22 protein-coding genes are annotated in these 24,197 nt (G+C 72.9%); 10 read left to right on the forward strand and 12 right to left on the reverse strand.

The genetic code is table 11. The features are described 5' to 3' along the window. Nucleotides 1-107: 107 nt before the first annotated feature. Nucleotides 108-1,604, reverse strand: coding sequence for a carboxyl transferase domain-containing protein (locus tag ACGFQC_RS02805; protein WP_363088089.1), 1,497 nt, complete (start codon nucleotides 1,602-1,604; stop codon nucleotides 108-110). Then, entirely contained in the window at nucleotides 1,601-3,052 is a 1,452-nt protein-coding gene (locus ACGFQC_RS02810; protein WP_363088088.1) for an acyl-CoA synthetase, read from the reverse strand. The genes ACGFQC_RS02805 and ACGFQC_RS02810 overlap by 4 nt, the downstream gene beginning before the upstream one ends. 278 nt (nucleotides 3,053-3,330) lie before the next feature. On the opposite strand from ACGFQC_RS02810, the gene ACGFQC_RS02815 reads away from it, so the two are divergent. From ACGFQC_RS02815 to ACGFQC_RS02825, 3 genes are all read left to right on the forward strand, one after another. After that, a complete protein-coding gene (locus ACGFQC_RS02815) occupies nucleotides 3,331-4,260 on the forward strand; it encodes a hypothetical protein (RefSeq protein ID WP_363088087.1) in 930 nt (309 codons plus the stop codon). Nucleotides 4,261-4,388: 128 nt separating this feature from the next. Continuing rightward, complete coding sequence (locus ACGFQC_RS02820; protein ID WP_363088086.1) at nucleotides 4,389-5,162, forward strand: IclR family transcriptional regulator; 774 nt, start codon at nucleotides 4,389-4,391, stop codon at nucleotides 5,160-5,162. Further along, nucleotides 5,159-6,007, forward strand: coding sequence for an SMP-30/gluconolactonase/LRE family protein (locus tag ACGFQC_RS02825; RefSeq protein WP_363088085.1), 849 nt, complete (start codon nucleotides 5,159-5,161; stop codon nucleotides 6,005-6,007). The genes ACGFQC_RS02820 and ACGFQC_RS02825 overlap by 4 nt, the downstream gene beginning before the upstream one ends. A gap of 182 nt (nucleotides 6,008-6,189) precedes the next feature. Here the strand turns inward: ACGFQC_RS02825 and ACGFQC_RS02830 are convergent, their stop codons facing one another. The 6 genes from ACGFQC_RS02830 to ACGFQC_RS02855 all read right to left on the reverse strand — a co-directional run bounded on the left by ACGFQC_RS02830 (nucleotide 6,190) and on the right by ACGFQC_RS02855 (nucleotide 13,294). Continuing rightward, nucleotides 6,190-7,602 carry an FAD-dependent monooxygenase gene (locus ACGFQC_RS02830; protein WP_363088084.1) on the reverse strand — a complete coding sequence of 471 codons (1,413 nt, stop codon included), beginning with the start codon at nucleotides 7,600-7,602 and terminating at the stop codon, nucleotides 6,190-6,192. A 262-nt stretch (nucleotides 7,603-7,864) separates the two neighbouring features. Further along, the gene (locus tag ACGFQC_RS02835; protein ID WP_363088083.1) at nucleotides 7,865-9,040 is read right to left on the reverse strand and encodes an MAB_1171c family putative transporter; all 1,176 of its coding nucleotides are present in this window, start codon (nucleotides 9,038-9,040) and stop codon (nucleotides 7,865-7,867) included. Next, complete coding sequence (locus tag ACGFQC_RS02840) at nucleotides 9,037-10,365, reverse strand: MAB_1171c family putative transporter (protein WP_363088082.1); 1,329 nt, start codon at nucleotides 10,363-10,365, stop codon at nucleotides 9,037-9,039. Before ACGFQC_RS02840 ends, ACGFQC_RS02835 begins: the two co-directional genes overlap by 4 nt. A gap of 39 nt (nucleotides 10,366-10,404) precedes the next feature. Then, nucleotides 10,405-10,914 carry a toxin gene (locus ACGFQC_RS02845; RefSeq protein WP_363088081.1) on the reverse strand — a complete coding sequence of 170 codons (510 nt, stop codon included), beginning with the start codon at nucleotides 10,912-10,914 and terminating at the stop codon, nucleotides 10,405-10,407. A gap of 344 nt (nucleotides 10,915-11,258) precedes the next feature. Continuing rightward, nucleotides 11,259-12,689, reverse strand: a complete 1,431-nt coding sequence (locus tag ACGFQC_RS02850; protein ID WP_393287614.1) for an MAB_1171c family putative transporter — start codon at nucleotides 12,687-12,689, stop codon at nucleotides 11,259-11,261. Further along, nucleotides 12,686-13,294: a toxin-antitoxin system, toxin component family protein gene (locus tag ACGFQC_RS02855; RefSeq protein ID WP_363088080.1), complete on the reverse strand. Its 609-nt coding sequence runs from the start codon at nucleotides 13,292-13,294 to the stop codon at nucleotides 12,686-12,688. Before ACGFQC_RS02855 ends, ACGFQC_RS02850 begins: the two co-directional genes overlap by 4 nt. Nucleotides 13,295-13,594: 300 nt before the next feature. Here ACGFQC_RS02855 and ACGFQC_RS02860 point away from each other — a divergent pair, with 300 nt between their 5' ends. From ACGFQC_RS02860 to ACGFQC_RS02875, 4 genes are read left to right on the forward strand one after another with little or no spacing between them, the layout of a single operon-like run. Then, a complete protein-coding gene (locus tag ACGFQC_RS02860) occupies nucleotides 13,595-14,953 on the forward strand; it encodes an extracellular solute-binding protein (RefSeq protein WP_363088079.1) in 1,359 nt (452 codons plus the stop codon). After that, nucleotides 14,950-15,891 carry a sugar ABC transporter permease gene (locus ACGFQC_RS02865; RefSeq protein ID WP_363088078.1) on the forward strand — a complete coding sequence of 314 codons (942 nt, stop codon included), beginning with the start codon at nucleotides 14,950-14,952 and terminating at the stop codon, nucleotides 15,889-15,891. Before ACGFQC_RS02860 ends, ACGFQC_RS02865 begins: the two co-directional genes overlap by 4 nt. Further along, nucleotides 15,888-16,784 carry a carbohydrate ABC transporter permease gene (locus ACGFQC_RS02870; RefSeq protein ID WP_363088077.1) on the forward strand — a complete coding sequence of 299 codons (897 nt, stop codon included), beginning with the start codon at nucleotides 15,888-15,890 and terminating at the stop codon, nucleotides 16,782-16,784. The genes ACGFQC_RS02865 and ACGFQC_RS02870 overlap by 4 nt, the downstream gene beginning before the upstream one ends. Nucleotides 16,785-16,825: 41 nt before the next feature. Further along, nucleotides 16,826-18,340, forward strand: a complete 1,515-nt coding sequence (locus ACGFQC_RS02875) for an alpha-N-arabinofuranosidase (protein ID WP_363088076.1) — start codon at nucleotides 16,826-16,828, stop codon at nucleotides 18,338-18,340. Between the two features lie 61 nt (nucleotides 18,341-18,401). Here the strand turns inward: ACGFQC_RS02875 and chvE are convergent, their stop codons facing one another. Next, entirely contained in the window at nucleotides 18,402-19,484 is a 1,083-nt protein-coding gene (gene chvE / locus ACGFQC_RS02880) for a multiple monosaccharide ABC transporter substrate-binding protein (RefSeq protein WP_363088075.1), read from the reverse strand. Nucleotides 19,485-20,030: 546 nt separating this feature from the next. Here chvE and ACGFQC_RS02885 point away from each other — a divergent pair. Then, nucleotides 20,031-20,690, forward strand: a complete 660-nt coding sequence (locus ACGFQC_RS02885; protein ID WP_363088074.1) for a DUF4360 domain-containing protein — start codon at nucleotides 20,031-20,033, stop codon at nucleotides 20,688-20,690. A 48-nt stretch (nucleotides 20,691-20,738) separates the two neighbouring features. Here ACGFQC_RS02885 and ACGFQC_RS02890 read toward each other — a convergent pair whose 3' ends face one another. Next, the gene (locus tag ACGFQC_RS02890) at nucleotides 20,739-20,981 is read right to left on the reverse strand and encodes a DUF397 domain-containing protein (protein ID WP_363088073.1); all 243 of its coding nucleotides are present in this window, start codon (nucleotides 20,979-20,981) and stop codon (nucleotides 20,739-20,741) included. Further along, complete coding sequence (locus ACGFQC_RS02895) at nucleotides 20,978-21,832, reverse strand: helix-turn-helix transcriptional regulator (RefSeq protein ID WP_363088072.1); 855 nt, start codon at nucleotides 21,830-21,832, stop codon at nucleotides 20,978-20,980. Before ACGFQC_RS02895 ends, ACGFQC_RS02890 begins: the two co-directional genes overlap by 4 nt. Nucleotides 21,833-21,959: 127 nt before the next feature. On the opposite strand from ACGFQC_RS02895, the gene ACGFQC_RS02900 reads away from it, so the two are divergent. Beyond that, nucleotides 21,960-22,439 (forward strand): ATP-binding protein, encoded by a 480-nt coding sequence (locus ACGFQC_RS02900; protein WP_363088071.1) that lies wholly within the window; start codon nucleotides 21,960-21,962, stop codon nucleotides 22,437-22,439. Nucleotides 22,440-22,473: 34 nt separating this feature from the next. Here the strand turns inward: ACGFQC_RS02900 and ACGFQC_RS02905 are convergent, their stop codons facing one another. After that, nucleotides 22,474-23,382 carry an NAD(P)-binding domain-containing protein gene (locus tag ACGFQC_RS02905; RefSeq protein WP_363088070.1) on the reverse strand — a complete coding sequence of 303 codons (909 nt, stop codon included), beginning with the start codon at nucleotides 23,380-23,382 and terminating at the stop codon, nucleotides 22,474-22,476. A gap of 86 nt (nucleotides 23,383-23,468) precedes the next feature. On the opposite strand from ACGFQC_RS02905, the gene ACGFQC_RS02910 reads away from it, so the two are divergent. Then, nucleotides 23,469-23,831: a helix-turn-helix domain-containing protein gene (locus ACGFQC_RS02910; RefSeq protein WP_363088069.1), complete on the forward strand. Its 363-nt coding sequence runs from the start codon at nucleotides 23,469-23,471 to the stop codon at nucleotides 23,829-23,831. Nucleotides 23,832-24,197 lie beyond the last annotated feature (366 nt).

The raw sequence follows: 24,197 nt of genomic DNA on the forward strand, positions 1-24,197 counted from the left end.
GTCACGGACGGTACGGGAGATTGTCCTGTTCCCGCTTCCGCCGACCGCGGCCGTCGGCGGAAAACCGCCACACCGCGTCCCGCTCCCTCCCCGGGACACCGCCACCTTCACGGCAGATCCGTGCGGACCACTCCCAGTTCCGCCAAGTCCTTTGGTCGGATGCGGAGTTGTCCGGCCGTCGCCTCGACCTCGCCGGGCGGCCGCTTCAGGATCGCGGCGGCCGCCTCCGGAGCGATGACCGAGAAGTAGCTGTCCGGGGTGGCCCAGGTGCGGCCGGGCGCGGCCAGGGCCAGCGCGCCCCCGGACCCGCCCTCGCCGATCACCAGCGTGGTGACGGGCGTCCGCGCGGTGGCCACCGCCCCGAACAGCTCGGCGATCGCCGCGCCCGCGCCCTGCCGCTCCGCCTCGGCGTCGTTGGCCGCGCCCGGCGTGTCCACCAGGGTCAGCACCGGGATGCCGAGCCGGTCCGCGAGCCGGATCAGCCGGGTGGCGGTGCGGTAGCCTGCGGGCCGGGTCGCGGTTCCGGTCTGGGCGGCGTAGGCGACGGTACGGCCCCGGTGCTCGCCGAAGCCGCACCGCATGCCGTCCGGATCGGTGCCGCCGCAGCGGTCGCCGCCGATCGCGGCGCGCAGACCGAAGTAGGCGTCCAGGTAGGCGTCGGCACGCGGGCGCCGGGGCGAGCGGGCGCGCCGGACGGCGTCCCAGCCGGTGGCCGGGAGGTCCTGCGCCCCCAGGGCGCGGGGCACCGGCGCGGGCTCCCGCGACGGGCGGGTCAGCAGCCGCAGCCACCGCCCCAGCGTCTCCCGCAGCGTTCCCGGCTCCACGACGGCGTCCGCGGCACCCGCCGCGACCTGCGCCTCGGCGGTGTACGCGGCGGGGTCGGCGTCCGGCGGCCGCACCCGCGCCCCGGCGAAGCCGACCTGGGCGCCCGGCAGGGCGAGCACCACGTCGGCGCCCGCCCCCAGGGTGGCCCAGCCGCCGCCGGTGGTCGGATCGCGCAGCACGGCGATCTGCGCCAGCCCGGCCTGCCGGGTCAGCGCCGACTGCCGTGCCACGCGCTGGAGCTGGGTGAGGGCGACCATGCCCTCCTGCATCCGTGAGCCGCCGGTGGCGACCAGCGAGACGACCGGCAGCCGGTGGTCACGGGCGTGGCGGTGGGCCGCCTCCAGCCGGTCGCCGGTGCGTTCGCCCAGCGAGCCGCCCAGGAAACCGAACTCGAAGGCGATCAGCACGGCCCGGGTGCCCTCGACGACGCCGACGCCGCAGACCACGGACTCCGTCTCCCCGGTCCGCTCGGTGGCACGGGCGCGCGAGGCGTCGTAGCCGGGCCAGGCCAGCGGGCCGTCGGGGGCGGACGCGCGCGCCGTGCAGGGTAGTTCGTCGAAGGAGCCGGAGACGCCGGAGACGCCGGGGGCGCCGGGGGAGCTGGAAGGTTCCCGAGAGCCGGAGGCGCCGGAGGAGCTGGAAGGTTCCCGAGAGCCGGAGGCGCCGGAGGAGCTGGAAGGTTCCCGAGAGCCGGAGGCGCCGGCAGCGCCCGGGGAGCCGGGGACGTCGAGGACGAGGGCGAGGATCTCGCGCGCGGAGAGCCGCGGCGGGCCGCTCATGACGGCAGCGCCCGCTTCATGATCTTCCCCATGTCGTTGCGGGGCAGCACGTCGAGGTACCGCACCACGCGGGGCCGCTTGTGCGGGGCGAGCCGCCGCGCCACATGGCCGGCCAACTCCTCCTCGGCAGGCGGCGCGTGCCGGTCGGCGGGCACGATCCACGCCACGATCCGCTCCCCGAGGTCGGCGTCCGGCTCCCCGGTGACGGCGGCCTCCCGCACGCCCGGATGCTCCAGCAGCGCGTTCTCGATCTCGCCGGCGCCGATCTTGTAGCCGCCGCTCTTGATCAGGTCGGTGGCCTTGCGCCCCACGATCCGGACGTACCCGTCGGCGTCCCGCACCGCCATGTCCCCGGTCCGGAACCAGCCGTCGGCGGTGAACGCCGCGGCCGTGGCGTCCGGCCGGCCGAGGTACCCGGTGAACAGGTTCGGCCCGCGCACCTGGATCTCCCCGACGCTCTCGCCGTCGTACGACGCCAGCGGCGTCCCGTCCTCCTCCACGAGCCGCAGCTCCACGCCCGGCAGCGGTACCCCGACCGTGCCCGCGCGGGGTGCGCCGTCGGCGCGCACGGAGGTGTTCATCAGCGTCTCCGTCATGCCGTACCGCTCGACGACCCGCTGCCCGGTCGCGGCCGTGATGCGCTCGTGGTCGTGCACCGGCAGCGCGGCGGATCCGGAGACGAGCAGCCGGGCCCGGCCGAGCGCCGCGGCGAGACCGGGATCGCCGGGGAGGGTCTCGGCGAGCCGGTGGTACATGGTCGGCACCCCGAACAGCATGGTGGCGCCGCCGTCCAGCTCCCGGGCCACCCCCTCGGGGGAGAACCGGCCCAGGTGCCGCACCGACCCCCCGCGCCGCAGCGGCCCCAGGACGCCCAGCACCAGCCCGTGCACGTGGAACAGCGGCAGCCCGTGCACCAGCACGTCCTCGCCGGTCCACCGCCAGGCGTCGGCGAGCGCGTCCAGCGTCGCCGCGACCGCCCGCCGGGGGATGACCGCGCCCTTGGGCGGGCCGGTGGTGCCGGAGGTGTAGACGACGAGCGCGGGGTCCTCGCCGCCCACCGGCACATGGTCGGGGAGCCGTCCGCCGGTGTCCCGCACGTCCACCTCAAGGCGCGGCAAGTCCTGTGCCACGGAAGGAAGTTCTTCTCCGGGTGCGGTCAGGAGGAGCGCGGGTGCGCTGTCGGACAGGATGTGCCCGAGTTCCTTCTCCCCGGACTTCGGGTTGAGCGGTACCACCGGCACCCCGGCCTCCAGCGCCGCCACGACGGCCACCGCCGTCTCCGCCGAGGGCGTCGCCCACACGGCGACCCGTGCCCCGCCGCCCGGCAGCCGGTCCGCCACGGAGCCCGCCGCACCGGCGAGTTCCGCGTACGTCAGGGACCGGTCACCGAACCGCAGAGCCACACGGCCGGACGGCGGGCCGGTCAGGGCCGGGAAGAGAGAGGACACCGGAACACTCCTCGGGCAGGGGACGACTGGGACGTTCCTACCGCATGACCGGCCCGCCCAGTCGGCTCCGGAGGGCGATGCCGGTCACTTCTCCGCCAGGCCCGGTCACGACACGGCTCATGCCGTCCACCCGGCCCGCCGCCCCGTTCCCGTGTCCGTGTCCGTTCCGCCACCGGTGCCGGGGCTTCCCCGAAGGGGAGGGGCGAACGGGTTGCGGCGGTCGCGTGGGCGGCGGTTAGCCTGCGGGTCCGTGCCCGCCAGGAGAATGGAGTCCCGCCGTGCCCCGAGTCGCCCTCGTCACCTACGACCCCCGGCCGGAGCCCAGCAAGGACCGTGACCTGCCGGTCCTGGTGGGGGCGCTGGCGGAGGCGGGGGTGAAGGCGCATGCCGTGTGCTGGGACGACGCCGACGCCGACTGGGCCTCCTACGACCTCGCCCTGATCCGCTCCACCTGGGACTACAGCTGGCGCGCGGCCGAGTTCACGGCGTGGGCGGAGCGCTGCGCCGGGGCGACCCGGCTGGCCAACCCGGCCGCCGTCGTGCGCTGGAACACGGACAAGCGCTACCTCGGCGAACTCGCGGCGGCCGGGACACCCGTCGTCCCCACCCGTTACCTCGCCCCCGGCGACCCGGCCGACCTCCCCGGCGACCACGAGTACGTCGTCAAGCCCACCTCGGGCGCCGGCGCCCGCTACGCCGCCCGCTACACCCCCGACCAGCACGACACCGCCGTACGCCAGCTCGCGCGCATGCACGAGGAAGGGCTGACGGCGATGGTCCAGCCGTACGCGCGGAGCATCGACACGGCGGGGGAGCGGGCCCTGCAGTTCTTCGGGGGCTCCCTGCTGCACGCCAGCCGCAAGCGGGCCGTGCTCGCTCCCGGGACCGCGTTCGACGCGGCCAAGGTCGCGCATCCGGGGCTGGAGCCCTGGATCCCGACGGCGGCCGAACTCGACGTGGCCGAGCGGGCGCTGGCCGCCGTACCGGGCGCGCCCGAGCTGCTGTACGCGCGGGTCGACCTGGTGGACGGTGACGACGGCCGGCCGCGGGTGATGGAGCTGGAACTGGTGGAACCGAACCTCTTCCTCTTCCTGCACCCGGAGTCGGTGCCGCGGGTGGTGGAGGTGATCCTCGAGGCGGCCACCGTCGGCCGGGGTCCTTCCGGTACCGTCCCCGCACCACCGTCCACCGCGGCGGGCCCCAGGTGAACCCGGCGGTGTCCCCTCCCCGGCCATTGCCCGGCGCCGCGCTGTGTGACTAGCCTGTGTTCGTCATGCCGATCGTCTGTTGAAATTTCGAACACAGGCCTGAGACGAACCAAGGGAGGGGGCCGGCCGTGGGACGACTCGTACCTGCCGTTACCCGGGCTCTCGACATCCTCGAGCTCTTCCTCGACGGGGACGGCACGCTCTCCGCCCCCGACATCGTGCGCCGGCTCCAACTGCCGCGCACCACCGTGCACGAGCTGGTCACCACGCTCGCCGCCCGGTCTTACATCGTCACCGTGCCCGGACAGCCCGGACGCTACCGCCTCGGCGTGCGGCCGTACCAGCTCGGCAGCCGGTACGCCGAGCAGCTCGACCTGGCCGCCGAGGGCCAGCAGGTGGCCCGTACCGTCGCCGAGACCTGCGACGAGACGGTCCACGTGGCGATCCTGGAGGGCACGGACGTCATCTACATCGCGAAGGTCGACTCCACCCACGCCGTGCGCATGGTGTCGGCGGCGGGCCGGCGCCTGCCCGCGCACTGCACCTCCGTCGGCAAGATGCTGCTCGCCTCCCTGCCCGACGCCGAGCTGGCCGCACGGATCCCCGACGACGCCGACCTGGTCGCCATGACGCCCAACAGCATCACCGAACCGGGCGCCCTGCGGGAGGCCCTGGCCCAGATCCGGGAGCGGGGCGTCGCGGTCGAGAGCCGCGAGTCGAACCCGGACGTCAGCTGTGTGGCGGCCCCGGTGCACGACCGCACCGGCCGGGTCGTGGCCGCGCTGTCGATCTCCGTCCCCATGATCCGCTGGAGCGACGAGCGCCGCATCGAGCTGGAGCAGCTCGCCGCCAAGGGCGCGGCCGAACTGTCCGAGCACCTGGGCTACCGGAGCGCGGCATGACCGACACGTTCGACGTCGCCGTCCGCGCGGAGGCCGCCCTCGGCGAGGGTCCCACCTGGGACCCGGCCGGCGGCCGCCTCCTCTGGCTCGACATCCTCGGCTCGCGCCTGCACACCTACGACCCGTCGACGGGCCGCCGCACGGTGCGCGTCACCGACCAGCACGTGGGCGCGGCCAAGCCCCGCGCGGGCGGCGGTCTGGTCCTCAACCTCCGGGACGGCGTGGGCCTCCTGGACGAGGACGGCGGCTTCCGCTGGCTCCACCACGAGCCGGTCCCCGGCCGCCGCGCCAACGACGCGGCCGTCGCACCGGACGGCTCGCTCTGGGCCGGCACGATGCGGTACGACGAGGCGCCGGGCGGGGGGTCCCTGTCCCGCGTCACCGGGGACGGCTCGGTCTCCGTGATCCTCGACGATGTCGCGGTGAGCAACGGGACGGGCTGGAGCCCCTGCGGCACGCTGATGTACTACATCGACTCCCCGACCCGCCGCGTCGACGTCTTCGACCACGACGGCGGCCGGGTGACCGACCGTCGCCCCTTCGCCGTGATCGAGGAGGGCGCCGGCTTCCCCGACGGGCTGACGGTCGACGCCGACGGATGCGTGTGGGTGGCCCTGTGGGACGGCGCGGCGGTACGCCGGTACACCCCGGCGGGCGCGCTGGACCGGGAGATCCGGTTCCCGGTTCCCCGCGTGACGGCCTGCGCGTTCGGCGGGCCCGGCCTGACCGACCTGTACGTCACGACGGCCCGCGTGGGCCTGACGTCACCCCACCCCCTGGCGGGCTCGCTCCTGGTCGTCCCCGACGCGGGCAAGGGCCTGCCCCAGCCGGCGTTCGCCGGCTGAGGCGGTGGCGGCGGGGCCTGTCCCGCCGACGGGGCGGGAACCGGGCCAGGACCGTCGGCCGGGTCGGGGCGGGTCCTTCGGCCGGGTCGGGTCCGTCAACAGGGCCGGGTCCGTCGGCCGGGGAGGCCTCGTCCGGGGTCTCCCCGCAGGTCGTCCGAGGTCTCCCCGCAGGTCGTCCGGGGTCACCCCGCCGCGGTGCCGGCGGCCTCCAGCTCCCGCAGGATCTGCCGCTCCGCGCCGGTCAGCGGCGGTCCCGCCGCCGCCCGCAGCGCCGGACCGCTCAGGGTCGCCAGCAGCGCCGACGGGCGCAGCAGCCGTTCCGGTCCCGCCGTCAGGCTCGTGACGTCCCACAGTGCCGCCGCCGCGTCGTACGACCCCGTGGCCGTCCGCATCACCCGCCGGGTGAACCGGGTGACCAGCCGGTCCGCGACGGTGGGGGCCCCGCCCCGCGTTCCGGGGAACCAGACGTCCTGGCTGACGGCCATGGTCCAGGCCGCCTCGACCGACGACGCGGCCCCCCGCTGCACCCGCCGCGCGAGCCCCGCCGTGCCGGTCCCGCCGGCCTGCCGCAGCTCCCGGCCCAGCACCCGCGCGCCGAGCGCGGCCACGGACATGCCCTGCCCGTAGGCGGGGTTGAAGGTGGCCAGCGCGTCGCCGAGGACGACGAACCGTTCGGGCCACTCCCGCGCCTTCTCCAGGTAGCGCCGGTGGTTGCTGGTGCTGCGGCTGACGTGGATGTCGGTGAGCGGTTCGGCGCCCGAGATCAGCCGCCCCACGATGGGGTGCGGCAGATCGAGCGTGTACCGGAGGAACCCGTCGGGGTCGGACGGCGGTTCGCCGCCGCCCCGCGTCCCGGCGAGGCTGACCATCCACCGGTCGCCCTCGATGGGCAGCACCATGCCGCTGCGTCCGGGCAGTCCCTGGTAGGGGTTGGCCTGGATGATGGTGAGCGGGAACCGCCCGGCCCCTTCGGGGGTGCGGTAGATCCGCGTGGCGTTGACGAGGCCCGCGTCGACCGTCTTCTCCCGGATGCCGGAGATCCCCAGCTCCCACAGCCAGTTGACGACCCGCGACCCGCGCCCGCTCGCCTCGACCACGAAGTCGGCGTCGATCACCTCGTCCCCGTCGGGGGCGGAGACCCGTACACCGGTGACGCGCCGCGCGTCGCCGGTCAGATCGAGCACCTGGCCCTTGCGGATCCGGGCTCCGGTGTGGGCCAGTACGGCGCCCCGGACCGCCCAGTCGAGCAGCGCCCGGCTGCAGGTCATCATCCGCGGCCCCTCGTGGCGCCAGCGCCGGAACCAGCCTTCGGGCGTGAGGGCGACCATGCCGGAGCTGAGGGACACCTCGCGGGCCCCGGCGGCGAGCAGGTGCTTGCGCATGTCGACACCCGGCACGAGGTCCTCCATGGCGGCGAGTCCGCCGGCCATGAGGAGGTGGGCGTGCCGGCCCTGCGGCAGGCCCTTGCGGTGTCCGGGTTCGTCGGGCAGGTCGTCCCGTTCCAGCACGGTCACTTCGTCCACGACGCTGGACAGGGCCGCCGCGGCCAGCATGCCGGCCAGACCGGCACCGATGACGACAGCTCTACTGGACATGGGGCTCCTCGTACTCGGCCGTGAAGGCACACAGGGCGGGCGGGGCGGGCGGCGCAGACGGGGCGGACAGGGCCGACGTGATGGGCACGGCGGGCATGGCGGATACAACGGGCACGGCGGGCACGGCGGGTGTCTCGGGTGGGGCAGGCCTCATGGAGGCGGACATCAGGCCACCGCGGGACCGGCCGCACGGCCCGTGCGCCGCGAGGGGACCCGCCCACCAGGCCGTTCAGCCGTGAGGGCTCGCCACCGCACCCGACATTCAGCCATGGAAGGCTTTCACCGTACCTTCACCCGCCGTGTCCGGCACCGGAGTTCGGGCCAGTTCCCGCGCCAGCTCCACCAGCCCGGCGGCGCCGGAGACCTCGGTGGCGTGCAGCCGGTGGGTGCTCGCCGTCGCGCACGGCGCCTCGCGCGCGGCGGCCCGCCGGGCGGCCTCGGCGAGCATGGCCGCCTCCGAGGCGATCCGCGCCTCGTGCGCGCCGCGGCCCTCGCCGAGGGCGGCAGCGAGCGCCCGTGCCCGGACCCGGTCGTCGAAGTAGGGGGCGAGGGCGAGGAGCGCGTCGTGGATGGCGACCTCCCGCCAGTGCAGCCGCTCCTCGGGCAGCCGCCACCAGGACACGGGCGGCTTGGGGGCCACCGACACGAATCCCACGCGGGCCCACAGCGGCAGCAGCCGCCGGTGGTCCCGCAGCCCGCGTCCGTGGGCGACGGCCGCCGGCAGCAGCCGGGGCAGCACGTAGCCGGCGGAGCAGAGCAGGGCGCCGAGGGCGGCCATCGGCGGGGCGACGCTGGTGGACAGGAAGTCGAGGTCGTGGCCGGTCCAACGGGCGACGACGGCCGTGTACTTGGTCAACTGGAAGCCGACCAGGTCCAGCAGCGCGCCGACGAGGATCAGCAGCAGCCCGGTGCGCAGCAGGCCGGTGACCTCCCGGGCCCACTTCACGCACACCACGGCCATCGCACCGATGGCGGCGGTGTGCCCGAGCAGGTAGAGCACGATCATCTCGCGCATGTACGGCGTGTTCGCGTAGTAGGTGTCGAGGTCGGTGAGCCGCTCGACGGGCGCGTCGGCCAGCGCGAACAGCACGATCACGGCCACGATCAGCGGCCCGTACACGGCGATGCCGCGCAGCACCTGCCGCCGTACCCGCTCGGGCGGCCCGCCCCGCCAGTAGGCGAGCAGGATCAGCAGCGAGCAGCTGTACGCCGAGAGCATGCCGTACGTCAGCGGGGCGCCGAAGTTGGGGATGCCGGTGAGGTCGTTGACGGCGGCCAGGGTGACCGGCGCGGAGCAGACGAAGACGAACGCGCCCAGGGTGATCGCGACGCAGGTGGAGACGGTGAGGGGGTTGGGCGCGGCCGAGCGGGGCCGGCGGAACAGCACGGCGGCGGAGAGCAGCAGGACGGCGCCGGCGAGGTAGACGACGAGGCTCACGCGGTCGGCCTCCGTTCGGCGGCCACCGGCCGGGCGTTCGCCCCCGCCCCCGCCGCCTCCGTCACGGCACCCGTCACGAACCCGGGCACGGGCTCCGCCGCCCCGGCCTCCGGTACGGCTTCCGCCGAGACGTCCGTCACGGCCACCGGCACACGATCGGGCACGGCCCCCGGTACGGCGGTACGGACGAGGGGTTCGCCGGCGAGCGCGTCGGCGATGCGCACCAGCGCGGCCGGGTCCGGCGCCCGCTCCAGGAACCAGGCGGACTCCCCGGCACCACGGTCGCCGCCGCCCGGCCCGGCGTGTGCCTCCTGCCGCACCGCCGCCGCGACGACGGTCGCCCAGGCCGTCGCGGCGGCCCGCTCGGCGTCGCCGGTACGGCGCAGGGCGGCCCGCAGCGTCGCGTCGTACAGCTCGCGGTCGACGTAGGCGTCCAGGTGGGTCAGCGCGTTGTGGATGCTGGTGCGGCGCCACACCAGCCGGGTGGCCGGCCGGGCCCAGCACGGCCGGGGCAGTCGCAGGGCGTGGCGGGTGAGGACGCCGTCCAGTTCGCGTTCCAGGGGTTCGAGGCGGGCGTAGGTGCGCCGGGTCCGCCGCCATTCCGTCAGCCGGGGCCCGGCGAGCGGGACGAGGACGCCGACGACCGTCATGACCGCGCCGAGTCCGGCCGCGACCGGGGAGGCGTCGGTGACCAGGGCGGACCAGTCGTGGCCGGTCCAGCGGGCGGCCACGGCGGCGAGCCGGGCCAGGCTGTACACGACCCCGCACAGCGAGCCGAAGCCCAGGGTCACGAGGCCCGCCCGCAGCCAGCCCCGTACGTCACGGGCCCAGCGCAGGGCGGACACGGTGGTGACGCCGACGGCGGCGAGGTGCCCGAGCAGGTAGAGCACGATCATCTCGCGCAGGAAGGGCGTGTTCGCGTAGTAGGTGTCCAGGTCGACGCGCCGCTCCACGGGCGCGTCGCCCAGGACGAACATCGTGACGATGCCGAGGACGACCAGCGCGTACGCCAGGATCCAGCGCCGGGCCGTCCGGCGCACCCGCGGTCCGCCCCGCCAGTGCACGATCAGCACCTGGGAGGCGGCGCTGTACCCGGTGATCGCGGCGTACGTCAGCGGCGCGGCCAGGTTGGGGGTCGCGCCGAGCCGGTTGACGGCGCCGACCGTGGGCGGGGCCCCGAGGAGGAAGCAGAGTCCGGCCAGGCCGAGCACCGCGCAGATGGACCGCAGGTAGGGGTCGTGCCGGTGGCGCAGCAGGTCGGGGGCCCGCACCAGCAGGCCGAGCCAGAGGACGGCGCCGCTGACGTAGTGGGGTAGGCCGTTCACCTTCGGGGTCCGTTCATCTGCGGGTTCTGCGGGCTCCGTTCACCTGCGGGTGCCACGGTAGTTGAGGGCCGCTCCGATGCGTCCGGCGATGTCCTGGGTGTCGTCGCCGCGGTCGGCGTACACGGAGTCGGCGGACGCCTCCAGCCAGGTGCGCAGCCGACGGCCCATCAGCATGCCGAAGCGGTCGGCCTCCTGCTCGTCGGAGAGGGTGAAGTCGCTGCGGGCGGCGGCGGCCGGAGCGCCACCGGGGACGGCGTCGGTGCGGCGCCGGTGCATGTGCCACACCTCGTGGCAGAAGATCACGATCTGGTGCCAGACGGCGGCCCGTTCGTCGATGACGACGTCGTCGTGGTCCTCGCCCTCCAGCCAGAGGCCGCTGGCGGTGTGCGGTGGGAACACCGCCCGGTGCACGACGATCTCCCGGCCCCGCCAGCGCGCGGCCGCCGCGACGACCGCGTCGAACAGGACCTCGGGTTCGGCCGGGACCGGCACCCGGATGGGAGCGATGAGGGTGTCGGCGAGGCGACGCATCTCCCTGTTCGTACGCACGGTTCTCCCCGTGGCTGCGCGGGCGTTCGGTCCGTGCAATATGCCAAGATCTTCGCCGTTTCAGCTACCTCCGCCTGCGCGGGCGGGGGGAATTCGGCGTGAACTCGGCCGGGAGGAAGCGGCTGTAACGGATGAACGGGGTACGGCGCTCCGAGGTCGTTGGCCGAAAAGCTCCGGTGCCCGGTGCCCGCTCCCCGTGGCTCACCTGGTGCGGCCCGCACTCCGCCCACCAGATCCGGCCTTTGTCGAGGGGTGTGCGGGACCGGTGGACGCCGGATGGAGAAGCCGCGCCCGCCGCACGTCCCCGGCTTCGTCCGTGTCGCCCTCACCCGTGTCGGCCCCCCTCACCGGACGCCGCCCGCCGGGGCGTCGGGGCGGGCCCCGCCGGTCGGGGTGCCGGCCCGGTCGGTCGGGGTGCCGGCCCGGTCGGCGTCCGCCACGGCAGCCACCTCCCGCCCTGCAGCTCCCTCCCGCGCCGCAGTCTCCTCCTGTACCGCGGCCCCCTCCCGCGCCGCGGCCCCCTCCCGCGCCGCGACCCCCTCCTGTACCGCCGCCTCCCGCACCGCCCGCACCACGTCCGGTTGTCGCAGCGCACGCGACACCGCGCCGATGTCCCGCAGCAGGTCGGTCGTGTCGGCGTCGCCGTCGGTGTCGCGCTCCTGGCCGCGGCTGCGGGCGTCCGCCGCGTCCAGCACGGTCACCGCGGCGGCCAGCGTCTTCGCCCGGTCCGGCGGGAAGCCGAGGGCGAGGGCGGCCTCGTGGGACCGGCGGCGCAGGTCCTCGTCGACGAACCGGGCCAGCGACAGCAGTCCGTCGCGGATGAACGTCTCCCGGCGGATCAGGCGCAGTTCGGGAGCGGAGCGCAGGACGCGGGGGACACCGCCGCCGCCGACCGTCTTCATCAGCAGGTACAGCGGCCGCAGTTCGCGCACGGCGTCCCTGACCTGCCGGCGGTCGTGCAGGTACTGGCCGGCGTGCGGAAGGATGAAGCCCACCGCGATCAGGATGGCGGACAGGCAGGCCAGCGGCGGAGCCACGGCCGTGCTCAGCCAGTCCAGGTTCCGCCCCGTCCAACGGCTCACCACGGCCGTCACCTTGGCCGCGTCGAAGACCAGCTGGAGGGCGTAGCCCACGCCGAGGAACTTCAGCCCCCAGCGCAGCAGGGCGTCGAGTCCGTCGGCGCGCACCCAGTTCCAGATCAGCGCGTTGGTGACCAGCGTGGCCGTGGTGTGCGCGAGCAGGTAGAGCACGATCAGTTCGCGGGCGTACGGCGTGTTCGCGTAGTACGTGTCGAGGTCCCGCAGCCGTTCCTCGGGCATCTCGGCGAGGGCGAACAGCACCCACAGCGCGGCGATGACGGCGGCGTAGGTGCCCAGGACCCAGCGCATGGCGGAGCGGGTGCGGGCGGAGCGGTCGGACAGGCCGTTGCGCCAGGTGATGATCAGCAGCAGGCACGAGCCGCAGAACGCGGTGAGCAGCGAGTACACCCAGGGCCCGGAGATGTTGGGCACGCCCGTGACCCGGTTGACCCAGGCGATCGTCGACGGCGCGACGAACACGAACACCGCGCAGGCGAGCAGCAGCAGGCCCCCGACCGCGCGCAGCAGCGGGTCGGTCCACAGCCGGATGATGCTGGGCAGTTTGATCGCCAGGGCGGCCGCGAGGATGCCGGCCGGGATCCACCAGAAGGAGGGGTAGAAGTCGTTGACGAAGCTCGCCGGTGTCACGGCCGGCGGTTGGGTGAGCCGTGCCGCCGCGGAGGCCAGGACGCTCAACTCCGGTCACCGCCCCCGCGTCCCCGGTAGCCCAGGGAGCGCTGCACGGGCTCCAGGGGCGCGGCGGTGCCGCCGCCGTTCAGCAGGGGCCGCAGCGCGGCGGCGAGCCGGTGGCCGAAGTCGTCGGCCTGGGACTCGTCCTGGGCGCGGGAGCCGTTGCGGGCGGCGACCGCGAGGGCCACGTCGCGCCACGCGGGCCGTACGGCGAGGGCGCGGGCGGCCGCCGTGCCGGCGGTGTGACGGTGGTCGTGTCCGGCGTGCAGGTGCCACAACTCGTGCCCGAGGATGACGAGTTGCTGTACCTCCTCGGCGCGCTCCTCCACGATGACGAGGTCGAAGTCCTCGAACTCGACCCACAGGCCGGTCACTTCGATCTCGTCGGGGAACCGCTCGAAGCGCAGCTCGACGGGCCGTCCGCCGCGCAGCGCGGCCATCTCCTCGCACAGCGCGCGGGCGATCTCGCGCACTCCGGCCGGCGTCCGGGGCCGGGCCCGCAGCGCGGTGGCCAGTTCGCCCGCCAGGTGGCGCATGGCGGGGCCGGTCCTCGCGCGCCGCAGCGCCGAGGCGATCCGGGCAGCCGTCGTACGCACGCCCGCGTTGTCCATCCGCTCCCCTTTCCCACCGCCCCGCGGCAGCCGCTCCCGAGGCTACGCGGCCGGACGTGTCCCCGTCACGGAGAACCGGGCACCGATCGGGCGCGGAGCGGGAGGGAGGCGGGCGCGCGGCGCGGCGGAAGCGGGCGAAGGGCGGGATCTGAGCGCCACCTTGGCAGAAAGCGCTATCAGTTCCACGCTCGGAGGTTGCCGTGAGTCCTGTCGGAACCATTGACGCGGGGGCGCATCGAACCTACGGTCCCGTTCGAAGTTACGAGCACAATTCGAAATTTCGAACAGTTAGGGCAGGGCATGGGACGACCTGGCCTCAGTCGCAGGCAACTTCTGACCGCCGCCGGCGGCCTGACCGTCGCGGGCAGCTTCGGCTTCGCGGCGCTCGGCACCGGAGCCGACGCGCTCACCTCCGGCGCGGACACCCGCGTGCGGTACTGGAACCTCTTCAGCGGCGGCGACGGGTACAACATGATCGCGATGCTGGACGCCTTCCGCGCGGACCACCCCGGCATCGACGTGAAGGACTCCACCCTCCAGTGGGGCAGCCCCTTCTACACCAAGCTCGCCATGGCCGCGGCGGGCAACCGCGCACCGGACCTCGGCGTCATGCACATGGGCCGGGTCACCGGCTTCTCGCCCGGCCGCCTCCTGGACCCCTGGGACGTCGGCCTGCTCGCCGAGTACGGCGTGCGCGAGGCGGACTTCAACCCCGCGCTGTGGAAGCGCGGCGTCATCGACGGCGAGCTCTACGCCCTCCCGCTCGACATCCACGTCCAGCTCTGCTTCTACCGCAAGGACGTGCTGAAGAAGGCGGGCCTGCTCGGCGCCGACGGGCGGATGGTGCCCGTGACGTCCACCGACGAGTGGTTCGACGTGCTGAAGGAGGCCAGGCGGGCCACCGGGAAGGGGCTCCAGACCATCGGCCTGTGGCTCAACGACCAGAACTTCCAGTGGTGGTTCTTCGTCGCCTTCTACACCCAGCTCGGCGGCACCTGGTTCGACGCCGCCCGCACCGAGGTCACCTTCGACACCGACAAGGCGACCCGGGTCCTTCAGTTCCTGCGCCGGCACGTCACCGACGGGTACGCGAACCCGGGCTTCGGCGGTGGCGCGGGCGCCGAACAGTTCGTCAACGGCGCCCCCTTCGCCTGGGAGGGGAACTGGTCGGTGCCGGTGTTCGACGCCGCGAAGCTCGACTACGGCGCCACCCCGCTGCCGCCCGTCTTCGGCAGGCAGGCCACCCACGCCGAGTCGCACGCCTTCGTCCTGCCGCACCGGTCCGGCCGCGGCGGCGCCACGAACGCGGCCGCGCACCGCCTCGCCGCCTACGTCGTCACCCACGCCCGGCAGTGGGCGGCCGGCGGGCACATCCCCGCCCACACACCGACCCTCTCCACCGCCGCCTACCGGGAGCTGAGCCCGCAGAACGAGTACGTCACGGCGATGGACCACCAGGCCACCGAGCCGAAGGCGTGGTTCGCCGGGTCCACCGGCATCCTCGCCCAGCGCGTCGGCCCCGTCGTCGTCTCCTCGACGACGGGCTCCGCCCGGCCGGCCGCCGCCGCCCGCCGCATGAAGAGCACGCTCACCGAACTGCTCGCCTCGAGGAACCCCATGGACGGCAGGACCGCCGCGCAGGGAGGTGCGGCCGCATGACGACGACCGGTGCCGAGACCGTCGTCCGCCCGGCGCGCGCGAGGACCGCCGCACCGGGCGCCACCGTCCGCCGCAAGCAGGGGCTCCAGCACGGCGGCTGGTTCGTCGCCCCCTTCCTGGCCCTCTTCGCGCTCTTCGTGATCTGGCCGCTGCTGCGCGGCGTGTACCTCAGCTTCACGGACGCCAACATTTCCGGCGAGGGCACGGGCTTCGTCGGCCTCGACAACTACCGCGAGGCCCTCGACGACCCGCTGGTGTGGGACGCGCTCGGCCACAGCGCCTGGTTCACGCTGCTCGTGGTGCCGTGCATCACCCTGCTCGCCTTCCTCCTCGCGATGCTCGCCCACCACATCGACCGCGCCAAGTGGCTGTGGCGGCTGTGCTTCTTCGCCCCGTTCCTGCTGCCGTCCACGGTCGCCGCCAACCTCTGGCAGTGGCTGTTCAACCCCGGCACCGGAATGGTCAACCACGTCCTCGGCATCGACACCCCGTGGCTGACCGACAAGTCGTACGCCATGCTCGCCGTCGTCGTCTGCACCCTGTGGTGGACGGTCGGCTTCAGCTTCCTGCTCTACCTCGCCGCCCTCCAGGGCATCCCCGCCCACCTCTACGAGGCCGCCCGGCTGGACGGGGCGAACGCCTGGCACCGCACGGTCCACATCACGCTGCCGATGCTGCGCCACATCACCGGACTCGTCGTCGCCCTCCAGATCCTCGCCTCGCTCCAGGTCTTCGACCAGGCGGTCGTGATGATGGACTTCGGCACCGGCCCCGAGGGATCGACCCGCACCTTCGTGCAGTACACCCTCGAAGAGGGCTTCACCAGCTACCGCGTGGGCTACGCCTCCGCGATCTCCGTCATCTTCTTCGTGCTCATCGCGGCCGTCGCCCTCGCGCGGATGTGGCTGCTGCGCAACCGTGAGGAGGGCGGCCGATGACCACCGCCGCACAGACCGCACCGCGGAACGCCCCCCGGACCTCCGCACCGGTGCCGGGCCGGCCCCGCAGGGCCTGGTCGCCCGGCCAGATCGTGCTCACCGCGCTCGGCGCGGCCGTCTCCGCGGTGTTCCTCTCGCCACTGGCCTGGGCGCTGCTCACCTCGTGGAAGTCGGAGACCGAGGCCGTCGAGGTGCCGCCGCACTGGCTGCCGAAGGACTGGACCGGCCAGGCGTGGTCGGCCGTCTTCGAGACCGGCAACCTCACCGTCTGGTTCGTCAACTCCCTCGTCGTCTCGGTGTGCGTGACGGCCGTGGTGCTCCTGGTGGCCGCGCTCGCCGGGTACGGCTTCGCCCGCACGGAGTTCCGCGGCAAGGGCGTCCTGATGGGCGTGGTGATGGCGGGCCTCATGGTGTCCCCGGCCGTCCTCGGCGTGCCGCTGTTCACCACCGTCCAGCAGATGGGCATGGTCGACACCTACTGGGGCATGATCCTGCCGCAGTGCGCGCCCGCCGCGATGGTCTACATCCTCTACAAGTTCTTCCAGGGCGTCCCGCGCGAACTGGAGGAGGCGGCGTTCATCGACGGCGCCGGCCGCTGGCGGGTCTTCCTCACCATCGTGGTCCCGCTCTCCCGCCCCGCGCTCGCGGCGGTCGGCATCTTCACCTTCATCGCCTCGTGGAACAACTTCCTGTGGCCGTACATGGTGACCAACAACCCCGACCTGATGACCATGCCCAACGGCATCGCGACCGTCATGAACTCCTACGGCATCCAGTGGGCCCAGCTGATGGCCGGCGGCCTCATGGCGGGCCTGCCGCTGATCGTCGTCTTCGTCTTCTTCCAGCGCCAGATCGTGGCCGGTGTCGCGCACACCGGACTCGCGGGCCAGTGACCACCTCCCCGGACGAAACCGAACCCCTCCGAAAGGACACGATGCGCACCGCCCGCTTCACCCTCGACCCCGCCTTCACCGTCGGCCGGGTCAACCCCCGTCTCTTCGGCTCCTTCGTGGAACACCTCGGCCGCTGCGTCTACACCGGCATCCACGAGCCCGGCCACCCCACCGCCGACGAGGCCGGCCTGCGGCAGGACGTCCTCGACCTCGTCCGCGAACTCGGCGTCACCGCCGTCCGCTACCCCGGCGGCAACTTCGTCTCCGGCTACAGGTGGGAGGACTCCGTCGGCCCGGCCGAGGACCGCCCCCGCCGCCTGGACCTGGCCTGGCACTCGACGGAGACCAACCGCTTCGGCCTCTCCGAGTACATCGCCTTCCTGAGGAAGATCGGCCCGCAGACCGAGCCCATGATGGCGGTCAACCTCGGCACCCGCGGCGTCGCCGAGGCCCTCGAACTCCAGGAGTACGCCAACCACCCCTCCGGCACGGCGCTCTCGGACCTGCGCGCCGCCCACGGCGACAAGGACCCCTTCGGCATCCGGCTGTGGTGCCTCGGCAACGAGATGGACGGCCCCTGGCAGACCGGTCACAAGACGGCCGAGGAGTACGGCCGGATCGCCGCCGAGACCGCCCGCGCCATGCGCCAGCAGGACCCCGGCGTCGAACTCGTCGCCTGCGGCAGCTCGGCCCAGTCGATGCCGACGTTCGCCGCGTGGGAGGCGACGGTCCTTCAGGAGACGTACGACCTGGTCGACCACATCTCCCTGCACGCCTACTACGAGCCGCACGACGGCGACGTGGACTCCTTCCTCGCGTCCGCCGTCGACATGGAGTCCTTCATCGAGAACGTGGTGGCGACCTGCGACCACGTCGGCGCGCGGCTGAAGTCGAAGAAGAGGATCAACCTCTCCTTCGACGAGTGGAACGTCTGGTACATGTCCCGCTGGCAGGAGCAGGCGACGACGTTCGCGCAGGACGACTGGCCCGAGGCCCCCCGCCTGCTGGAGGACAACTACAGCGTCCTGGACGCCGTCGTCTTCGGCTCCCTGCTCATCGCCCTGCTGCGGCACGCCGACCGCGTCACCGTGGCCTGCCTGGCCCAGCTGGTCAACGTCATCGCGCCGATCATGACCGAGCCGGGCGGCCCGGCGTGGCGCCAGACGACGTTCTTCCCGTTCGCGCAGGCGTCGCGCCACGGGCGGGGCGAGGTGCTCGACGTCCGGGTGGACTCACCGACGTACCGGACGGAGAAGTACGGCGAGGCGGACCTGCTGCACGCGACCGCCGTCCGCGCGGAGGACGGCTCGGTGACGGTCTTCGCGGTCAACCGCAGCCGCACCGGGGCGCTCCCGCTGGAGGTGACCCTGAACGGCCTCGGGGTCTCCCGCCTCGTCGAGCACAGCGCGCTCGCCGACGCCGACCCGGACGCCCGCAACACGCTCGACGATCCCGAACGGGTCGTCCCGCACGCGGTGGACGGTACGGCGGTCACGGACGGGACGCTGCGGGCGACGCTGGAGCCGCTGTCCTGGAACGTGATCCGGCTGGCCTAGGAACCGGCCGGCCCGCAGACGGTCTCCCCGGCCCGGCGGCCGGGGAGACCGGTGGCCGCCGCTACTTCAGCTCGTCGGCGGTGTAGTAACCGGCCAGGACGGAGCTGTAGTTGCTCTTGTCGACGCTCGCCGGCTGGAGCAGGTAGGCGGGCACGGGCTTCACGCCGTTGTCGTAGCCCCTTCGGTTGTTGATCCTCGGCGTCCTGCCCTTGAGGATGTCGTCGGCCATGTTCGCGGCGACCGTGGCCAGTTCGCGGAGGTCCTTGTAGACGGTCTGTGACTGCTCACCCGCGATGATCGACCGCACCGAGGCCAGTTCGGCGTCCTGACCGGTGACGATGGGCAGGCGCTTGCCGTCGGAGCCGTAGCCGTACGACTTGAGCGCGGACAGGATGCCCAGGGAGATGCCGTCGTACGGCGACAGGACCGCGTCGACCGTCTCGCCGTTGTACGACTTGGACAGGATGCGCTTCATGCGCGACTCCGCGGTCGTCCCGTCCCAGCGCAGCGTGGTGATCTTGTCGAGCTTGGTCTCGCCGGACCGGACGACCAGCCGCTTGCTGTCCAGGTACGGCTGGAGGAGGTACATCGCCCCCTCGTAGAAGTACTTGGTGTTGTTGTCGTCGGGCGACCCGGCGAACAGCTCGATGGTGAACGGGCCCTTGCCGTCCTCCAGGCCGAGGCGGTCGATGATGTGGAGGGCCTGCTGCCGGCCGACCTGCTCGTTGTCGAAGGAGACGTAGTAGTCGACGTTCTTGCTGCCGAGGATGAGCCGGTCGTAGGAGATCACCGGAATGCCGGCGTCGGCGGCCTGCCGGAGCACGCCGGTCAGCGACTTGTTGTCGATGGCCGCGATGATCAGCGCGTCGACACGCTGCTCGACCAGGTCCGCGATCTGTGTGACCTGGGCCTGCGGGTCGTCGTCCCCGTAGACCAGCTTGGTCCGGTACCCCTTGGCCTCGAGGTCCTTGACCATGCTCTTGCCGTCGGTGAGCCAGCGCTCGGAGGACTGGGTCGGCATGGCGATCCCGATGGTGCCGCCGTCGGAGCCGGAGCCGGCCGCGCTCTCCTCGCCGCACGCGGCCAGGGCGAGGGCGAGGGAGGCGCCGGTGATGATGCCGAGGGCGGCTCTTCGAGTGCGCATGGTGATCGTTCCTTGTTCTTCTCGTCGTTGAGGGAGCCAGGTACGCAGGCGTCCTGCGGGGTCCGGGCGCGCTGGACGGGCCGGGCCGCGGGGAGAGGGCGCGGCGTGAGAGCGGGAGACGTGCGGCGGTGCGGCCGGGCATCCGGGTCTGGTCGACGCTCGTGACGCCTCTGCCGGTGTGCACCTGTGGGTACGTGCGACCGCCGCGCTACGGCATTCCGGTCACACGGGTGCTGATCCGGTGGTGCTCAGGGTGCTTGCCTTCCGCCGTTCGAAATCTCGACACAGGGTCGGAATGTTTGCGTGACCCTAGGAGCGGGTGCGCGGGGTGTCAACGGTTTGAACAGGAACGGTCACAGAGAAGAAGGAAACCGGGTTGCCGGTGTGAACGGGACGAGGTGAATGGCCGGAGTTAGGTCTGGGCGCGCCCCAGGCGGCTCCCTACGCTGCGAACGCCCCGGCCCTTCACAGCAACTCCATTGATTGTTCATAGAGTTGGCGCGGCGGGCTCCGGGCGCAGCCACCCCCCGATCCCAGGGAGAGACCATGACAGGTGGGCTCCTTCTGAGCGGTGCCGTCGCCGCTCTCGTCACCTCCGCGCTTCCCGCGCACAACCCGTCCACCGGGTTCGTCGACCCGCCCCCGGACAAGATCGTCATCAACGTCGCCACCGTGAACGGCTCCGGCTGCCCGGCGGGCACCGCGGCCGTCGCCGTGTCCGAGGACAACACCGCCTTCACCGTGACCTACAGCGACTACCTCGCCCAGGCCGGCGGCAACTCCGACCCCACGGCGTTCCGCAAAAACTGCCAGCTCAACCTCGTCGTCCACGTCCCGCAGGGCTTCACGTACGCCATCGCCAGCGCGGACTACCGGGGTTACGCCCTGCTCCAGCCCGGCGCGAGCGCCGTGCAGCGGGCCTCGTACTACTTCCAGGGCTCGTCCGGCACGGTGTTCAAGAACCACACCTTCACCGGCGCCTACGACGACAACTGGCAGGCGACCGACTCGACCGACTGGGCGCAGCTCGTGTGGGCGCCCTGCGGGGTCCAGCGCAACTTCAACATCAACACCGAGCTGCGGGTCAACGCGGGCACCTCGGCGCCGGGCAAGGTCAGCTTCATGACCATGGACTCGACGGACGGCGACATCAGCACGGTGTACCACATGGCCTGGAAGGAGTGCCCCGGCAAGTCGGGCAAGTGAGGTGAGCGGAAGGGGCCGCCCGCGCGGGTGCGGTCGGCCCCTTCGTGCTCACCTGCCCGCGTGGGCGACGAACTCCGCCCAGGCGGCGGGAGAGAGGGGGAGCTGAGGGCCGCGCTTGTCCTTGGAGTCACGGACGTGGACGTGGTGGGGGAGGGCGGCGACCTCGACGCAGTCGCCTGAACCGCCGCTGCTGTAGCTGGACTTGCGCCAGTCCAGTGCGACCTCGATGCAGTTGTCGCCTGAACCGCTGCTGTAGCTGGACTTGAACCAGGCAAGTTCGGACGTGCTCATAGGTCTCCTCGCATCCGTCGCAACAGGCTCACGGAATCCTGGATGGCGAGAGCCTGCGAACGAATCCTGGCATACCTGTTCTGAAGAACGCTGATCCCTTTCGCGTCGGAGATGAGGTGCCCGCTCTCCTGGCCCTCGCTGTATCCGAACCACCTGTTTTTCGGGGTTTCCAACAGGGCGATGGGGCCGTGCAGCCCCGCGTGGGAGGGCTGGACGAGGGGCATGACCTGGACCTCCACATTCCGCAACTCCGCCACCTCCAACACGTGGTCGATAGTTTCTCGGGTGACGTCGATGCCCCCGGTCTGCCGCAGCAGCACATGCTCCTCGATGATGAAGTTGAACGCGGTGTTCGGGCGTTCCCACAGCAGCTTCTGCCGGTCCGCTCTGGCCGCCCAGTTGGCCTCGATCTGCTCGTCCGCCAGTGGCGGCAACTCGTCGGCGAACAACTGCCGTGCGTAAGTCTCGGTCTGCAAAAGTCCGGGGATCATCCTGCACTCATAGTTGAAGAGGCCGACGGCCAGCTTCTCCATCGAAGCCCACCGCCGGAACCAAGCCGCCAACCCTGGTTGCCGTACGAGATGCTCAGCCGCCCGCCTCAGCGCGCTCGTGTTCCCCAGAACCCTCTCCGCCGCCTCGACGAAGTCCACGTCCGGCATCCGCCTGCCCAACTCCACGGAGGCCACCGTGTGCTTGGAGAAGCCCACCAGCCCGCCGAACTCCTCCCGGCTCAGCCCGTTGAACTCGCGCAGGGCCTGGACCACCGCGCCGAACGTCCGCAGACTGTCCGACGACTCCGGCTCGCCGCTGCCCGTGCCCGCACCCGTGCCCACCGTCCCGTCGACCGCCATGGTCACCTCCCGCACCCCATGGTCACGCCCCGTGACGAGTACTGTCCACCCCGTGACCGCGTACGCTCGCGCAGCGTACGCGCATCGGGCCTGGTGAACCCCTGTGTCGACCCGTCACATTGGCGGCATGACAGTACGTCCCACCCCCCAACCCCTGGTTACCGTACGTGTGTTCACACAGCGGCTCAGTGCCACGCCGAGGGGCGCCCGCCTGGCCAGGCACCTCGCGCTGCACCAGCTGGAGCGCTGGGGCATCCCGCACGGCACGGACGTCTCCGACGCGGTCGAGGTGATCGTGGCGGAGCTCGCGGCGAACGCGGTGACGCACGGCCGCGTACCGGGAAGGGACTTCGAGCTGCGGCTCCTGCTGATCCCGGGAAGCGTCCGGATCGAGGTCACGGACACCCGTACGGGCCCGCGCCCGCCCGGCCCCGGCGCCGTACGCCCGCCGTGCCCGCTCGGCGAGGCGGGACGCGGGCTGCTGCTCGTGGACGCGGTCGCCGCCCGCTGGGAGGTGGTGGACCGCACGCCCGCGCCGGGCAAGACGGTGCGTGCGGAGGTGGACGTACCGGGCTGGCTCGGCATCGCGCGAAGGGCCGGTGCCTGAACCGGGGGCGGGAACCGCCCGCTCCCGCGTTCGGTCAGCGCGGCCCTCGGATGCTGTCGATGATGCGGGTCCAGTTGTCGCCGCCGTGGCCGTTCTCGATCGCGCGCCGGTAGTGGGCCTGCACGGCGAGGGGGAGCGCGAGGTCGAGTCCGAGCGAGGTGCTGGTCTCGACGATGTGGTCGGACGTCGCGCCCATCATGGTGACCGTGCTCAGCTCGCCGGGGTGCTCTCCGGCGTCCAGCGCGGCGCCGGGCTCCTTCTCGCCGGCCCTCAGCATGGCGCCGATGGAGTCGGTGAAGGAGAGCAGCTCCGGCAGTGCCTCCGCGGCCTTCATCCCCGCGGTGCCGAGCATCGAGGTGGCGTGCATCAGGCCGGACAGGGTGGTGAGGAACACGGCGAGCTGGGCCTGGTACATCATCTGGGCGAGGCCCGGATCGTCGCCCAGGTACCTGGGCGCGCCGAGCCGTGCCAGGGCCGCCCGGTGGTCCTCCATCACCTCGGTGGGACCGCTGTAGTAGACGTGGGCCGCCTCCGTGCCGACCATCGGCGCCGGGACCATGACGCCGCCGGTGAGGAAGGCGGCGCCGTGGCCCGCCGCCCAGGCCGCCGCCTCGCGGCTGCGGTCGGGCGTGTCCGAGCTGAGGTTGACCAGTGTGCGGCCGGTGAGTGCCGCGGTGGCGCCGTCGAGGATGTCGTACATCGCCCGGTAGTCGGTGAGGCTGAGGATCACGAGGTCGCTCGCCTCGACGGCCTCGCCGGGTGTGGTCGCGAGCGTGGCCCCGTCGGCGACGACGCCGTCCGCCCGGGCGGCGGTGCGGTTCCAGACGGTGACGGGGTGGCCGGCGGTGAGGAGGGCACGGGTCATGGCCTGACCCATCGGGCCGAGCCCGATCACGGCGACACGGCTGTTCCGGCTGGTGGTGAGGTGCTGTTGTCCGTTCACCCCTCCATGCTCGGACAGCGCCACTAGGCTCGGAAGTACCCACTATTTTCTGCGGTACTTACCTTTCAGTAAGGGGGGGAGCGGTGATGGCCAAGGCGCCCAGACGCGGGCCGTACCTCTGCGGCATCGACGCCGCGCTCGACGTGGTGAGCGGCAAGTGGAAGGGGCTGATCCTGTGGGAACTCGACACCCACGGCGTACGCCGCTTCGCCGAGCTGCGCCGGGCTCTGGCCGGGGTGAGCGAGAAGATGCTGACCCAGCACCTGCGGGAGATGGAGGAGGACGGCCTCGTGCACCGGAAGGTCTACGCCGAGGTCCCGCCGCGGGTGGAGTACTCCCTGACTGAGCACGGACGCACCCTCAACGAGGCGATCGGTCCGCTCTACGACTGGGGGCGGGAGCGGATACACCGCGAGGGCTTCGAGGTGGTGACGGCGGAGACCCCGTAGGGACCGGGCCTGTCGCGAGAACCTCCGACGGTGTCCCCGAGGTGCTTGCCGCGGTCGCGTGAGGCGCGGGCGCTCTCCCCACGAGTCCAGCCGCCGTCATCGCACGCCCGCCGCACGCCCGCCGCCGGCCTGACGGCGGACGCGGCGGCGACGGCCGTGGCCAGTGGATCGCGGGCCGCGCGGCCCGGTCATCGCCGAGGCCCGGCACGCGTACGACCGACCCACCCCGACCACGACATCCGCTGACAGGCTGCCGCATTGCATCGAAGGGATGCCGGGGGTGGACACCAGCGTGCGGGCCGGACTGGAGCCGCTGCGCGGGAAGCCGGTCAGGCCGGCCGACCGCGGCTGGCTTCGGAAACTGCC

Source organism: Streptomyces sp. NPDC048734 (genome assembly GCF_043198675.1).
In the GTDB taxonomy this organism is placed as follows: Bacteria; Actinomycetota; Actinomycetes; order Streptomycetales; family Streptomycetaceae; genus Streptomyces.

What these genes read in the sequence shown, in the direction of transcription:
- ACGFQC_RS02885 (WP_363088074.1), top strand. Translation starts at nt 20,031, where the DNA reads ATGACAGGTGGGCTCCTTCTGAGCGGTGCCGTCGCCGCTCTCGTCACC.
- ACGFQC_RS02870 (WP_363088077.1), top strand. Translation starts at nt 15,888, where the DNA reads ATGACCACCGCCGCACAGACCGCACCGCGGAACGCCCCCCGGACCTCC.
- ACGFQC_RS02855 (WP_363088080.1), bottom strand. Translation starts at nt 13,294, where the DNA reads ATGGACAACGCGGGCGTGCGTACGACGGCTGCCCGGATCGCCTCGGCG.
- ACGFQC_RS02875 (WP_363088076.1), top strand. Translation starts at nt 16,826, where the DNA reads ATGCGCACCGCCCGCTTCACCCTCGACCCCGCCTTCACCGTCGGCCGG.
- ACGFQC_RS02910 (WP_363088069.1), top strand. Translation starts at nt 23,469, where the DNA reads ATGGCCAAGGCGCCCAGACGCGGGCCGTACCTCTGCGGCATCGACGCC.
- ACGFQC_RS02860 (WP_363088079.1), top strand. Translation starts at nt 13,595, where the DNA reads ATGGGACGACCTGGCCTCAGTCGCAGGCAACTTCTGACCGCCGCCGGC.
- ACGFQC_RS02900 (WP_363088071.1), top strand. Translation starts at nt 21,960, where the DNA reads ATGACAGTACGTCCCACCCCCCAACCCCTGGTTACCGTACGTGTGTTC.
- ACGFQC_RS02890 (WP_363088073.1), bottom strand. Translation starts at nt 20,981, where the DNA reads ATGAGCACGTCCGAACTTGCCTGGTTCAAGTCCAGCTACAGCAGCGGT.
- ACGFQC_RS02830 (WP_363088084.1), bottom strand. Translation starts at nt 7,602, where the DNA reads ATGTCCAGTAGAGCTGTCGTCATCGGTGCCGGTCTGGCCGGCATGCTG.
- ACGFQC_RS02865 (WP_363088078.1), top strand. Translation starts at nt 14,950, where the DNA reads ATGACGACGACCGGTGCCGAGACCGTCGTCCGCCCGGCGCGCGCGAGG.
- ACGFQC_RS02805 (WP_363088089.1), bottom strand. Translation starts at nt 1,604, where the DNA reads ATGAGCGGCCCGCCGCGGCTCTCCGCGCGCGAGATCCTCGCCCTCGTC.
- ACGFQC_RS02825 (WP_363088085.1), top strand. Translation starts at nt 5,159, where the DNA reads ATGACCGACACGTTCGACGTCGCCGTCCGCGCGGAGGCCGCCCTCGGC.
- chvE (WP_363088075.1), bottom strand. Translation starts at nt 19,484, where the DNA reads ATGCGCACTCGAAGAGCCGCCCTCGGCATCATCACCGGCGCCTCCCTC.
- ACGFQC_RS02895 (WP_363088072.1), bottom strand. Translation starts at nt 21,832, where the DNA reads ATGGCGGTCGACGGGACGGTGGGCACGGGTGCGGGCACGGGCAGCGGC.